This is a genomic window from Bacillus sp. FSL K6-1003, assembly GCF_037964945.1.
Taxonomy (GTDB): Bacteria; Bacillota; Bacilli; order Bacillales; family Bacillaceae; genus Bacillus; species Bacillus mojavensis.
Genome location: NZ_CP150176.1, coordinates 3,069,551 through 3,083,299, shown reverse-complemented (window position 1 = coordinate 3,083,299; position 13,749 = coordinate 3,069,551). Strand labels below are relative to the sequence as shown.

The following is a 13,749-nucleotide window of genomic DNA, read 5'->3' as shown; positions in this document are numbered from 1 at the left end:
ATCTTTTTTCTGAATGTTTCATGAACCAGCCGGATAAACATGATAGTAGTGCTATGGGTGTGGACTTCACAAAAAAACTTTTCAATATATTTCATAAAATCCTGCCAATAAGCTGAAGATAACACAAATGATGATTTTTATATGCGTCTAACAGCAAAAAAAAGAGAAGGTGGATGTGATGGCATTGAATAAGCCCAAAATCGTGATTTTAGGTGCAGGTTATGGCGGATTGATGACAGTGACAAGGCTGAAGAAGCATGTCGGTCCGAATGATGCTGATATTACGCTTGTGAATAAACACAATTATCATTATGAAACAACATGGATGCACGAAGCGAGCGCCGGCACGCTCCATCATGACCGCTGCCGTTATCAGATAAAAGATGTAATCAACCAGTCACGTGTCAATTTTGTACAGGATACCGTGAAGGCAATCAAAATAGACGAGAAGAAAGTGATGCTTGCCAATGGGGAGCTGCAGTACGATTATTTAGTTATCGGCCTCGGAGCGGTACCTGAAACGTTCGGCATTAAAGGCTTAAAAGAATTTGCGTTTCCGATCGCCAATATCAATACATCTCGTGTGCTACGGGAACATATTGAGCTGCAATTTGCGACTTACAACATTGAAGCTGAAAAACGGCCGGACAGGTTAACAATCGTTGTCGGAGGAGCCGGATTTACGGGTATTGAATTCCTTGGCGAACTGGCTGCCCGTGTGCCGGAGCTCTGCAAGGAGTATGACGTTGACAGAAGTCTTGTACGCATTATTTGTGTAGAAGCAGCGCCGACCGTATTGCCGGGCTTTGATCCCGAGCTTGTCGATTATGCTGTTCACTATCTTGAGGAGAATGGCGTTGAGTTTAAAATCGGCACGGCGGTTCAAGAGTGTACTGCAGAAGGAGTCACAGTCGGCAAAAAAGATGAGGAACCAGAGCAAATCAAATCGCAAACAGTGGTGTGGGCAGCAGGTGTCCGCGGACATCCGATTGTTGAAGAAGCCGGCTTTGAAAATATGCGCGGCCGGGTGAAAGTCAATCCTGATCTTCGCGCGCCCGGACATGACAACGTGTTTATTCTCGGCGACAGCTCGCTGTTTATCAATGAAGACACTGACCGTCCTTATCCGCCGACCGCCCAAATCGCGATGCAGCAGGGAACTACGGTCGCTAAAAACATTGCAAAACTCATTAAGGGCGGCGAGCTTGAAGAATTCAAACCTGACATAAAAGGAACGGTGGCTTCTCTCGGTGAGCATAATGCGGTCGGAGTCGTGTACGGAAGAAAACTGAAAGGCACGCCGGCTTCTTTTATGAAAAAAGTCATCGATAACCGTTCGCTGTTTTTAATCGGCGGACTCGGACTCACACTGAAAAAAGGCAAATTTAAGTTTTTCTAAAAACCCGCGCTCCGCGGGTTTTGTTTTATTAAAAAACGCCAAAATAAAAAGAGAACAAGAGCAAAATAAAAATGTTTCCGCTTACATCAAAAGATTTGTTACATGATCTGACTTTATCATTGACAGCTTGATATGGTATTATTATCTGAAAATTAAGAAAAAGGTGATGCTAAGATGAAAACCGCAACGACAACCGCTTCACAGGCATGCCCGTTTTGCTCAGGGAAAGGGTATTTTCAATTAATCCTCGGCGGTTCAGAAACTTGTCCTTCATGTCAGGGGACAGGTAAAGACAGTCATTCATTTTCCAGCCGTTGACTTTTTAAAAGCCCCCGCGGTACACTAAAAGTAACGCAGGGGGTGGGGTTTTGATTAGTCTGCCAGTCGTTATCATCTCAATTGTTTTATTTTTTGTTTTGTTTTTTGGAATCGGTTTCTTATTAAACATGCTGCTGAGAATGTCCTGGATTATGGCTGTGATTTATCCGATTGTATGCCTTTTCATTATCAGTAAGGAAAAGCTGATCAGCTATATTCAATCACCAGGCGAATCTTTTGCCGGCCTGTTTCAGAGAGTCGTATCGTTAGCTGCTGCAGATGTATTGATTTTAGCCAGCGGTCTGGCCGGCGCCATTGTATCAGGCATAGCGATCAACATGCTCAGAAAAAGAGGATATCAGATGTTTTAATGCCGCTTTCTTTCTAAAGAAAGCTTTTTTTGTGCCTTCAGCACATTCACCATTTTGAATATTGTTCCCGCTATGTGGGAACAATGATTCGGAGGAGAGGTGAATAATGTTGAAAATGATCAGACGTTTGCTGATGACCTGTTTATTTCTGCTCGCGTTTGCCACGACATATTTAGCCGTATCAGGAGTAGAGGCGAAGGACTTATCAAAATGGGTGCAAGAAAATAATGAGAAGCACTCGAAGAATACTGGACTGACATTAAAAGCATTGCAGCAGAAACACGAAAAAACGATGTCCGCTGCAGACAAAGCAAAAGACAAACCATTGGAAGAAGCCTTTGACTGGGACGAGTATCCGGCACGGAAAGTAACGGCTACAGGCTACACAGCGGGAGTCGAATCGACGGGTAAAAAGCCTGGAGATCCATTATACGGGCTTACATATTCAGGTGTTAAAGTGAAAAGAGATTTATACTCTACGGTTGCCGCCGATCCATCCGTTTTTCCGATCGGAACCATTTTATTCATCCCGAACTACGGTTTGGGCGTCGTTGCGGACACAGGATCGGCCATCAAGGGAAACCGCATTGATTTGTACTTTGAAACCGTTCATGATGTCTACAATGAATGGGGCAAAAAAACCCTAGATGTGTATGTAATTAAGAAGGGCACCGGAAAAGTCACTGAGGATGAACTGGTAAAGCTTAATGAAACAAAATCATTGCAGGTGTTCAGAAATCAATACAAAACAGTGAAAGAATAAAACGCTCCAGCTGCGGCTGAAGCGTTGTTTTTTTTACAGAAAAAAATATGCCAGTGCCAGTGTTAATAAAATTCCTGTCAATCCGCCAAAAAAGACCTCGATTGGCTGATGGCCGAGAAGCTCTTTCAGCTTTTTTTGTTTTTCTTTCTCTTCAGCTTTCGGGAAATCTTTTGCTTCATTCACAAAACGGTTAAAATCAATCACAAGCTTATTAATGACTGTTGCCTGCTCGCCGGCATGACGTCTGACGCCGGTTGCGTCAAACATGGTAATGACTGCAAAAATAGCTGAAACCGCAAAGAGAGAGGAACCTAATCCATGCTCTAAGGCTACTCCTGTAGAAAGCGCCGTCACAGCCGCGGAATGGGAACTCGGCATGCCGCCTGTACTTGTCACCAGCGACCAGTCCAGTTTTCTGGATACGATAAATTGTATCGGCACTTTAATGACTTGTGCAAAGATGATGGCAGCAAGGCTTGATAATAAAGGAAAATTCATAAAAAGTTCCATAGGCGACATCCTTTCTATATGAAAATCTTTCGTGTTACAAAAGAAAAAAGCAGGTCTTCGTCTGTTGTTTGATAAAATAAATGTAAGGAAAGAATGTATTTCCTATTATACCATTGTTCATTACAAATACCCATTACGTTAGGAGTGTAAGCCTTATGTTTTATGCGGTTCAACAATTAGAGCATACTGAAACCCTAGTGGTCGGACTTTTTCAAAAAAGTCAGCTGACAGGCAAAGCAAAGGAAATTGATGAAAAACTGGAAGGCCATCTGACTCAGCTTCTGAAAGACGGTGATGTCTCTGCCAAACGGAATCAAGTATCAAAAGTATTCCCTCCGTCCTCCGCTGGTATGAAACGTATTTATTTTGTCGGTTTGGGAAGGGAGGCGAATTATTCATTTGAAGAGGCGAAGGAAAGCTTTGCCCATGTTTTTCAAGCCATTCATAAAGACAGGAAACAAGAGGCTGCCGTACTGCTTGACACATTTATTTGTGAAGAAGTGCCCGCAGCGGATGCCGCTCACGCATTAGCTGAGAGCTGCCTGCTTGCTTCTTATGAGGTGCAGGATTATAAGCACAAATCAAATGAGCCGGATAAACAGCTTGAATCCATCTATGCCGTCACAGATGAAGATACACAAGAAGTGCAGGCCGGGCTTCTTGTCGGCCAGGCATACGGGCAGGGCACAAATTCGGCAAGAACGCTTGTGAATATGCCGGGAAATATGCTGACAGCAACTGACCTGGCTTCATATGCGTCCGAGCTTGCGGCGAAATATGATTTTGAGTGTGAAATATTGGAGAAATCGGATATGGAAGAGCTCGGTATGGGCGGAATCCTTGCGGTAAACCAAGGCTCTGCCGAACCGCCCAAAATGATTGTCTTGAAGTATCAGGGCAAAAAGGAATGGGAAAATGTTATCGGACTTGTCGGAAAAGGAATTACCTTTGACACAGGCGGTTACTCTATTAAAACCAAAACAGGAATTGTCGGCATGAAATCCGATATGGGAGGAGCGGCAGCGGTCCTTGGTGCTATGGAAACGATCGGCGAACTTCGTCCAGAGCAAAATGTGCTGGCTGTCATTCCGTCAACCGACAACATGATTTCAGGCGGGGCGATGAAGCCTGACGATGTCATCGTGTCATTAAGCGGAAAAACGATTGAAATCCTTAATACGGATGCAGAAGGAAGGCTTGTGCTTGCAGACGGCCTTACATATGCGAAACAGCATGGCGCGTCTGTTCTTGTTGATGTGGCAACACTCACTGGCGGCGTTGTTGTGGCATTGGGCACAGAAACAACTGGCGCCATGACAAATAACGAGAGCTTTTATCAGCAGGTGGCTGAAGCTGCGGAAGAGTGCGGTGAGGCCATCTGGCAGCTGCCGATTACAGAAAAGGATAAAAAACGTGTGAAAAACAGCCAAATGGCGGATTTAAACAATTCACCGGGACGGGAAGGCCTTGCGATTATGGCAGGAACGTTTCTTGGTGAGTTTGCTGAAACGACACCTTGGGTCCATCTTGATATTGCAGGCACAGCAACTTCAAGTAAAACAAGCTGCTTCGGTCCGTCCGGTGCAACCGGCGTCATGGCAAGGACACTGGCTACGCTGGCAGAGAGATTTACAGCGGAAGAACACACAAAAGCATAACAAATACAGCCCTGCTGCGATTTCGCGGCAGGGTTTTTCTCCTCCAAAATCTTTAGTTGACTAAAGTGTTATGATATGATAAGATACGTTCGTACTTTATTTATCTACTACATTAGCAAACTAAAGGATTTTTGGAGGGGTATCATGAATGCAGTCGTCATCGCAGTACTGCTTATGCTTGTCTTAAGCCTTCTGCGTGTCAATATAGTTATTGCTTTAATCATAGGTGCCTTGGCCGGCGGCTTAACAGGAGGACTCGGCCTTGGTGAAACGGTTAAAGCCTTTACAGAGGGGCTCGGCGGAAATGCCACCGTTGCAGTCAGCTACGCTATGCTAGGTGCGTTTGCTGCGGCTTTAACGAAAACAGGTCTTCCGGATGCTATGGTGGAAGCTTCTGTGAAATTAATTGGAAATAAAGAAGATACACGAAAAAAGGCACTGTCTAAAGTGCTCATTGTACTGATTATTTTAATCGTAGCTTGTTTTTCGCAAAACGTGGTACCGGTTCACATCGCATTTATTCCTGTGCTGATACCGCCGCTTTTGAAAATCTTTAATGAGCTTGAAATGGACCGCAGGCTGATTGCATGTGTGATTACGTTCGGCTTAACGGCTCCTTATATTTTGCTGCCTGTCGGCTTCGGCCAGATTTTCCAAGGCATGCTGAAGGACAACATGGCTGATGCGGGTTTAAACGTTCCGCTTGGCGATATTCCGTACGCGCTGATCATACCGGTTGCAGGCATGGTTGTCGGTTTGATTTTATCAGTAATCGTTTATCGCAAACCAAAAGTGTATGAAACAAAAGAAATCTCAGGTGTGAAACCATCTCCATATACGAAAAAAAGTCTGGGAATCGCGGTTCTCGCCATTGTAGTGTCACTCGGCGTCCAGCTTTATTTATCGCAGACCTTGGGAGTAGAAGGGATGATTATGGGGGCGCTGGCCGGCCTGATTATCCTGTTTGTCAGCGGTGTAATGAAACGTGACGAGGCGGATTCATTGATTACTGACGGTATGGTATTAATGGCCTTTATCGGATTTGTTATGCTTGTTGCAGCCGGATTCTCAAATGTCTTGACAAAAACTGGAGATGTCGAGTCATTGGTCAAAACATCAGCTGGTATTATTGGGCACAGCCAGTCAATGGGCGCATTGCTGATGCTGATTGTCGGATTGCTGATTACTATGGGAATCGGCTCATCTTTTGCAACGATTCCGGTGATCACAACGATCTTTGTGCCTCTATGTATGCAGCTTGGATTCAGCCCGATGGCAACGGTTGCGATTATCGGAGCGGCTGCCGCGCTTGGTGATGCCGGTTCACCTGCCAGCGACAGTACACTTGGGCCGACTTCAGGTCTGAGTGCGGACGGACAGCATCACCACATTTGGGACACTTGTGTGCCGACATTTATCTTTTATAACATTCCGCTTGTTATTTTTGGCTGGATTGCGGCGCTTGTCTTATAGAAAAAAGACTCTCCTTAACGGGAGAGCCTTTTTCGTTTATCATTTTAAAAAACCGCTCATTGGAACGGTTTTTAAGTGGACGATATGTGATGTCTGTTAAAGCCGGTTGCTTTATGTATAGAGCGGTAGATCGCAGGTGCGATAAACGTCAGCAGCACAGCCAGTACCGTGTCTTTTACCATAAACCAAGTCATAAAGCCCCAAACCGTGCTGTAGCTCACCGGTGTATGAATCCACAGCTTCAGCGCAAGATACATATAGGTGGTGCCGATGATATACATAATGACCGTTCCGATAAGAGAAGCAATCAGAAAACGGATCTTACTTGGCTGGATTTTGCGTTCTACTAACCATCCAGCTGCAAATGCTGCCGGAATGTATGAGATAATGAAGCCGCCGCTTTTACCTGCAAATGGTGCGAAGCCCGCGGAAAACTGAGCGAACACTGGTGCCCCGGCCAATCCGACAAGCGCATATACAAGCATTGCGATAGCAGCGCGTTTGCTGCCGAGAAGCAGAGCCGCCAAGAGGCAGAAAAACGGCTGCATCGACAGCGGAATGCCGGCAACTTGCAAAAAGGGCGCGACTGATGTAATGTTGGCGCCGACAGCCATAAGTGCGGCGAACATGCCGATCAGTGCCATATCACCCGCACGAAGTTTATGTTGTTTCATCGTTGTTCCCCCTTAGGTTTACATACACAATCATAGAGTAATAAAGATCCGAATGATTGTCAACATGAATATCATTTAGGTTAACAAAAGGAGGGTTTACGTGTATTTCGGAAGAATAAAACAGGCCGATCAGTCAGGAAGAGTGCCGCCCAATCAAAATGTGACGACTTCGTTTCCTGTGCTTCATACGGGAAACGTTCCGTATTATGAGGATATGACGAAGTGGAATCTGCAAGTATACGGATTGGTTGATCATCCGATGCTTTTAAGCTTTGAAGATATAAAAGCCTTTCCTCAGTGCGAATCGGAAAATGACATCCATTGCGTAACAGGCTGGTCACGGCTTGATAACGTTTGGCAGGGTGTGCGGGCACGGGATATCGCGGAGAAAGCCGGAGTAAAAGAAGAGGCGGGCTATGTCATTTTACACGCGGAAGAGGGCTGGACGACAAATCTGCCGCTCGATGACTTTTTGGCTGAAACATCACTGCTCGCTTATGCGCATAACGGCGAACCTTTAACGCCTGAACACGGCTTCCCGCTGCGGGGAGTGTTTCCTCATTTGTATTTCTGGAAAAGCGCTAAGTGGCTGCGCGGCATCCAATTTACGAAAGAAAATCATCCCGGTTTTTGGGAGCAGAACGGCTATCATATGAGAGGCGACCCTTGGCAGAATCAGAGATTTACATGGGATTAAGGTTCTAGTGAATGTAGGATAATCAGCATCTCTTACAGGTTTTTATTTCCATATTACTAGTCATCAGGTACCTTATTTAAATAAGGTGCTTTTTTTATTAAGGAAAAAGTTGACTTTGTTTGCCAGAAAACCTATTATTTGAGTTGTCTAGTTGATAGTGAAAATCATTATCATAAATGCAGCCAGTTTTAAAGAGAGGAATGTCGTACTGCATGATTGAGAAAAATACAGATGGGGCTAAAGGCGGGACCTACAACGCATTTACCATTCCGGGAACGGAAGTGCGTAAAATGTCTTCACGCAATGGCAGCCGCGGCTATCAAATCTTTATCTCAAAACCGAGCACGGAGCCGCCGCCTTCCGGTTATCCGGTTATTTATCTGCTCGACGCCAATTCTATCTTCGGTACAATGTCGGAAGCTGTTCGGGTACAGGGGCGCCGTCCTGAGAAAACAGGGGTAATTCCCGCTGTGATTGTCGGTATTGGCTATGACACAACAGAACCGTTTTCTTCTGCGCGCCACCGGGATTTTACAATGCCTACGTCTTACACGGAGCTGCCGGTAAGGCCTGACGGCAAAGAATGGCCGGAGCATGGAGGAGCGGGGGACTTTTTAAGATTTATTGAAGAGGACCTCAAACCAGAGATTGAACAAGATTATGAGATTGACAGAAACAGACAAACAATCTTTGGCCACTCTCTTGGCGGGCTCTTCGTTTTGCAGGTGCTCTTAACGAAACCGGATGCATTCCAAACGTATATCGCAGGCAGTCCGTCCATTCATTGGAACAAACCATTTATTGAAAAGGAAGCTGAGCGTTTCGCTTCCTGTTTAAAGAAAAACGAGCAGCCTGTCAATATTCTGCTAGCGGCAGGAGAATTGGAAAAGCATCATAAATGCCGAATGAACGATAACGCAAAGGAGCTTTACGAGCGGCTGTCCGCTTTGGCTGAAAAAGGCGTACGGACAGAATTTTGCGAGTTTTCAGGAGAAGGACATATTTCAGTTCTTCCTGTTTTGGTCAGCAGGGCTTTGCGTTTCGCGCTTCACCCTGACGGCCCGCACATTTCAATGAGCTGAGAATTGCCTCAGCTCCCATATTTGTCACAAAAATTATATTTGACTGTCGGATGACATTTGGATATGATTATTTTTATAATTGATAATGATAATCATTATCAATAGATTGCGGTTAATAGTAAGGTGAAGCAGTCTTTTTCGCAACATGCCCTTTTTGGCGTTAAAAGCGAAGAAAGGAAATGATGAAATGAAGGTAAGAGGTATAGAAGGCAAGATCGCATTGATTACAGGGGCCGCCCAAGGAATAGGTGAAGCTGTAGCGCGGACGCTTGCCGGTCAAGGGGCACACATTGCTGCGGTTGATTACAATCCAGAAAAGCTTGAAAAAGTCGTGAACAGCCTCAAAGCGGAGGGATGCCGTGCCGAAGCCTTTCCGGCGGATGTGAGAGACAGTGCGGCGATTGACGATATCACGGCTCGAATCGAACGTGACATGGGCCCGATTGACATATTGGTGAACGTAGCGGGTGTGCTTCGGCCCGGACTGATTCATTCTCTCAGTGATGAGGAATGGGAGGCCACTTTCTCAGTGAATTCGACTGGTGTTTTTAACGCGTCGCGCTCAGTCAGCAAATATATGATGAACCGCAGATCCGGTTCGATTGTAACAGTAGGATCAAATGCAGCCGGTGTGCCAAGGACATCTATTGCGGCATACGCCTCATCAAAGGCTGCGGCTGTGATGTTTACAAAGTGTCTTGGCCTTGAGCTTGCAGAATATAACATCCGCTGCAATATTGTTTCTCCCGGATCAACGGAAACAGACATGCAGTGGTCTTTATGGGCTGATGAAAATGGAGCAGAGCAAGTCATCAAAGGATCGCTTGATACATTTAAAACGGGAATTCCGCTCAAAAAACTGGCCCAGCCTTCGGATATTGCGGATGCCGTGCTCTTTTTGGTTTCTGAGCAGGCAGGCCATATTACGATGCATAATTTATGTGTAGATGGCGGCGCGACCTTAGGCGTATAAGTTAACTCAAAGGAGGTTTATGAAGATGTTGGAACAAAACGTTATGCCTGAAACGAAGGCGGAGCATTTGCTTCATGAGTATCAGCCGGGCGCTTTTTTCTTGGCTTCCCCTCATCGTGTGCTGCTTGGAAAAGGAATAAGTGAAGCCGTGCCGGATGCAGACGGACAAAACCAATTAGAAACCTTACCCGGCCGCATTGCTGAGGCGCTAAACAAAGCAAAGCAATTGGGGCAAAGCCGTCCGGTTGTTGTGGGAGCTGTTCCATTTGATTATTTAAAACCGCCCCGGCTCGTCGTTCCGGAGGAGGTACGGTGGTCGGGACCGCTTCAATTCGGTGATGCCAAGATTGAACAGCAGCCGGAACATACATATCACATACAGCCTGTTCCTGCACCGGAGGACTATAAAAAAGGTGTAGAACAAGGATTGGCAAGCATTGCTGACGGCACACTCAGCAAAATCGTCCTGTCCAGATCGCTGCATCTGACATCACCTGAAGCGATACAAACGGGTGAACTGCTTCACCATCTGGCGCGGCATAATACACATGGTTATACTTTTGCAGCCGATGTATCTGGCCAAGATGATTCATCTTCCCATCGGACACTACTCGGTGCAAGTCCCGAGCTTCTCGTTTCAAGAATGGGAACTCAGGTGGTATCCAATCCGTTAGCGGGCTCTAGACCTCGCAGTGATGATCCTGTTGAGGACCAGCGCCGGGCCGATGAATTGCTTTCTTCCGCAAAGGATCTTCATGAACATGCTGTTGTGGCTGATGCGGTTGCCGCCGGGCTGCGGCCTTTTTGCCGGACGCTGGACGTTCCGGAAAAGCCTTCGCTGATCCAAACGGAGACGATGTGGCATTTGTCCAGTGTCATTAAAGGAGAGCTTTCTGACCCGACTGTAACCTCGCTGGAGCTAGCCGCCGCGCTTCATCCTACGCCGGCAGTCTGCGGTACACCGACTGACCTTGCAAGAGAAGCCATCCGGGAAATTGAACCTTTTGACCGCGGTTTCTTCACCGGCATGGTAGGCTGGTGTGACGATGCAGGCGATGGCGAATGGATCGTTACGATTCGCTGTGCAGAGGCTGAAGAACGTTCACTTCGTCTTTTTGCAGGTGCCGGTGTTGTAGCTGGATCAAAAGCAGAGGACGAGCTTCAGGAGACATCCGCAAAGTTTCGGACAATGCTCCGGGCAATGGGTGTCAATCACATATGATCAGAAATAAATGCAGGAGGGAAACAGCATGCTGAATGGATTTACGCCGTGGCCCATGGAGTTTGCGGAAAAGTACCGGGAGAACGGGTGCTGGGCCGGTGAGACTTTTGGAGACATGTTAAGAGACCGGGCTGCCAAACATGGCGATCGAATCGCGATTACATGCGGGGACACCCATTGGAGCTATCAAGAGCTTGACACAAGGGCTGACCGTCTGGCAGCCGGATTGCAAAAGCTCGGTATTAAACCAATGGATCGTGTAGTCGTGCAGCTGCCGAATATCGCGGAGTTTTTTGAAGTCATCTTTGCGCTTTTTCGGCTGGGAGCGCTCCCGGTTTTTGCATTGCCCTCGCATCGAAGCAGTGAGATTACATATTTTTGCGAGTTTGCTGAAGCGGAGGCTTATATCATCCCCGATTCTCATTCGGGATTTGACTACCGCACACTTGCCAGACAGGTTCAAAGCAAGCTGCCGTCCTTGAAACACGTCATTGTCGCAGGTGAGGCGGAGGAATTCCAGCCGCTTGAGGCATTGCATACAGAACCTGGCGAGCTGCCTGAAGTAAAATCTTCGGATGTGGCGTTTCTCCAGCTTTCTGGCGGAAGCACCGGCTTATCGAAACTGATACCGCGAACCCACGATGATTACATATACAGCCTGCGGATGAGTGCGGAGGTTTGCTGGCTTGATCACAGCACTGTGTACTTGGCCGCATTGCCGATGGCGCACAATTACCCGCTGAGCTCACCCGGGGTGCTAGGCGTATTATACGCTGGAGGAAAAGTGGTTTTATCTCCTTCTCCGAGTCCTGACGACTCGTTCCCTTTGATTGAACGGGAACAGGTGACAATCACAGCTCTTGTCCCGCCGCTTGCAATGGTATGGATGGACGCTGCTGCCTCACGAGATGACGATTTATCAAGCCTTCAAGTGCTGCAGGTAGGCGGCGCGAAATTCAGCGCTGAAGCCGCGCGCAAAGTGAAATCTGTATTCGGCTGCACCTTGCAGCAGGTCTTCGGAATGGCAGAAGGGCTCGTTAATTATACAAGGCTTGATGACCCCGAGGAAGTTATTGTCAATACCCAAGGTAAGCCGATGTCTTCTTACGATGAAATACGTGTGTGGGATGATCAGGACCATGACGTGAAACCTGGTGAAACGGGGCACCTGCTGACACGGGGACCGTATACGATCCGGGGATACTATAAGGCTGATGAGCACAATGCGGCTTCGTTTACCGAGGACGGGTTTTACCGCACTGGCGATCTAGTGAGACTGACATCCGACGGTTATGTTGTCGTGGAAGGACGGGCAAAGGATCAAATCAACCGCGGCGGGGAAAAAGTGGCGGCTGAAGAGGTTGAAAATCATCTTCTGGCGCATCCGGCTGTGCATGATGCGGCAATGGTCTCAATGCCAGACCAATTTCTTGGTGAAAGATCATGTGTTTTCATTATTCCCCGGGATCAAGCGCCGAAAGCCGCAGAGCTCAAAGCTTTTCTAAGAGAACGCGGGCTTGCAGCATATAAAATTCCAGACCGGATCGAATTTGTTGAGTCCTTCCCGCAGACAGGGGTAGGAAAGGTAAGCAAAAAGGCGCTTCGCGAAACGATCGCCGAAAAACTTCTTGCAGGTTCAAAAAAATAGAAACGATTTGAAAGGGAGTGTTCAAATGGCTATTCCTGCCATTCAGCCGTATCAAATGCCGACAGCGTCTGATATGCCAACAAACAAAGTATCATGGGTGCCTGATCCAAATCGGGCAGTCTTCTTAATACACGATATGCAGAACTATTTTGTCGACGCGTTTACAGCTGGAGCGTCTCCAGTAATAGAGCTTTCAGCAAATATACGCAAACTGAAGGACCAATGTGTTCAACTCGGGATACCTGTTGTCTACACAGCGCAGCCCGGCAGTCAAAACCCGGAGGACCGGGCATTGCTGACTGATTTTTGGGGACCTGGATTAAGCAGCGGCCCTTATGAGGAAAAAATTGTGGCCGAGCTTGCGCCGGAAGACAATGATCTTGTATTGACAAAATGGAGATACAGCGCATTTAAGAGAACGAATCTGCTTGAGATCATGCGTGAACAGGGGCGTGATCAGCTGATCATCTCTGGGATTTATGCTCATATTGGCTGTCTCGTTACAGCATGTGAAGCGTTTATGGAGGATATCGAAGCATTTTTTGTTGCTGATGCAGTTGCGGATTTTTCTGAGGACAAGCATAAAATGGCGCTTGATTATGCGGCTGGGCGCTGTGCGTTTACGGTGATGACCGACAGCTTGCTTGATCAGCTGAAACATACGCCTTCTGCGGCTCAGAAGCTGTCAGAAAAAGCTGAAAAAGATAGATTTACCTGCGAGAGTATCCGCACACAAATTGCTGAGCTTCTCCAAGAATCTCCTGATGACATTGCAGATAATGAGGACTTACTGAATAGGGGACTAGATTCTGTAAGGATCATGACATTAGTGGAACAATGGCGCCGTGAAGGAGCCGAGGTGACATTCGTCGAACTGGCTGAACGGCCGACGATAGAAGAATGGCAGAAATTGCTTTCAATCCGCATTGAGAGAGTGTTGCCAAACGCGGACTATTTATAA

The 13,749-nt window shown here is 46.9% G+C and carries 14 protein-coding genes; 12 read left to right on the top strand and 2 right to left on the bottom strand.

The features are described 5' to 3' along the window. Positions 1–178: 178 nt before the first annotated feature. The 4 genes from NSU16_RS15775 (at position 179) to NSU16_RS15760 (ending at position 2,851) form a co-directional block, all read left to right on the top strand. A complete protein-coding gene (locus NSU16_RS15775) occupies positions 179–1,399 on the top strand; it encodes an NAD(P)/FAD-dependent oxidoreductase (protein ID WP_339191447.1) in 1,221 nt (406 codons plus the stop codon). Between the two features lie 174 nt (positions 1,400–1,573). Then, positions 1,574–1,717: a YuiA family protein gene (locus NSU16_RS15770; protein ID WP_024122716.1), complete on the top strand. Its 144-nt coding sequence runs from the start codon at positions 1,574–1,576 to the stop codon at positions 1,715–1,717. Positions 1,718–1,767: 50 nt separating this feature from the next. Continuing rightward, positions 1,768–2,088, top strand: a complete 321-nt coding sequence (locus tag NSU16_RS15765; protein ID WP_010331727.1) for a YuiB family protein — start codon at positions 1,768–1,770, stop codon at positions 2,086–2,088. Between the two features lie 103 nt (positions 2,089–2,191). Next, on the top strand, positions 2,192–2,851 hold the full coding sequence (locus NSU16_RS15760; RefSeq protein WP_081720740.1) for a 3D domain-containing protein: 660 nt from the start codon (positions 2,192–2,194) through the stop codon (positions 2,849–2,851). A gap of 33 nt (positions 2,852–2,884) precedes the next feature. Here NSU16_RS15760 and NSU16_RS15755 read toward each other — a convergent pair whose 3' ends face one another. Further along, positions 2,885–3,361 carry a divergent PAP2 family protein gene (locus tag NSU16_RS15755; RefSeq protein WP_044158979.1) on the bottom strand — a complete coding sequence of 159 codons (477 nt, stop codon included), beginning with the start codon at positions 3,359–3,361 and terminating at the stop codon, positions 2,885–2,887. A gap of 155 nt (positions 3,362–3,516) precedes the next feature. Between NSU16_RS15755 and NSU16_RS15750 the strand changes: the two genes are divergently transcribed. Next, complete coding sequence (locus NSU16_RS15750; RefSeq protein ID WP_339191446.1) at positions 3,517–5,019, top strand: leucyl aminopeptidase; 1,503 nt, start codon at positions 3,517–3,519, stop codon at positions 5,017–5,019. Between the two features lie 144 nt (positions 5,020–5,163). Continuing rightward, complete coding sequence (locus NSU16_RS15745) at positions 5,164–6,492, top strand: Na+/H+ antiporter family protein (protein ID WP_268471529.1); 1,329 nt, start codon at positions 5,164–5,166, stop codon at positions 6,490–6,492. Between the two features lie 71 nt (positions 6,493–6,563). Here the strand turns inward: NSU16_RS15745 and NSU16_RS15740 are convergent, their stop codons facing one another. Beyond that, a complete protein-coding gene (locus NSU16_RS15740) occupies positions 6,564–7,166 on the bottom strand; it encodes a biotin transporter BioY (RefSeq protein WP_339191444.1) in 603 nt (200 codons plus the stop codon). A gap of 100 nt (positions 7,167–7,266) precedes the next feature. On the opposite strand from NSU16_RS15740, the gene NSU16_RS15735 reads away from it, so the two are divergent. The 6 genes from NSU16_RS15735 (at position 7,267) to NSU16_RS15710 (ending at position 13,749) form a co-directional block, all read left to right on the top strand. Next, complete coding sequence (locus tag NSU16_RS15735) at positions 7,267–7,863, top strand: sulfite oxidase-like oxidoreductase (RefSeq protein WP_268447257.1); 597 nt, start codon at positions 7,267–7,269, stop codon at positions 7,861–7,863. 212 nt (positions 7,864–8,075) lie between these two features. Next, positions 8,076–8,945, top strand: coding sequence for a ferri-bacillibactin esterase BesA (gene besA / locus NSU16_RS15730; RefSeq protein ID WP_168748655.1), 870 nt, complete (start codon positions 8,076–8,078; stop codon positions 8,943–8,945). A 187-nt stretch (positions 8,946–9,132) separates the two neighbouring features. Continuing rightward, the gene (locus tag NSU16_RS15725) at positions 9,133–9,918 is read left to right on the top strand and encodes a 2,3-dihydro-2,3-dihydroxybenzoate dehydrogenase (RefSeq protein ID WP_339192702.1); all 786 of its coding nucleotides are present in this window, start codon (positions 9,133–9,135) and stop codon (positions 9,916–9,918) included. 25 nt (positions 9,919–9,943) lie between these two features. Then, the gene (gene dhbC / locus NSU16_RS15720; RefSeq protein ID WP_339191440.1) at positions 9,944–11,140 is read left to right on the top strand and encodes an isochorismate synthase DhbC; all 1,197 of its coding nucleotides are present in this window, start codon (positions 9,944–9,946) and stop codon (positions 11,138–11,140) included. A gap of 28 nt (positions 11,141–11,168) precedes the next feature. After that, positions 11,169–12,788, top strand: coding sequence for a (2,3-dihydroxybenzoyl)adenylate synthase (locus NSU16_RS15715; protein WP_326218271.1), 1,620 nt, complete (start codon positions 11,169–11,171; stop codon positions 12,786–12,788). 25 nt (positions 12,789–12,813) lie between these two features. Next, positions 12,814–13,749 carry an isochorismatase gene (locus tag NSU16_RS15710; RefSeq protein WP_339191439.1) on the top strand — a complete coding sequence of 312 codons (936 nt, stop codon included), beginning with the start codon at positions 12,814–12,816 and terminating at the stop codon, positions 13,747–13,749.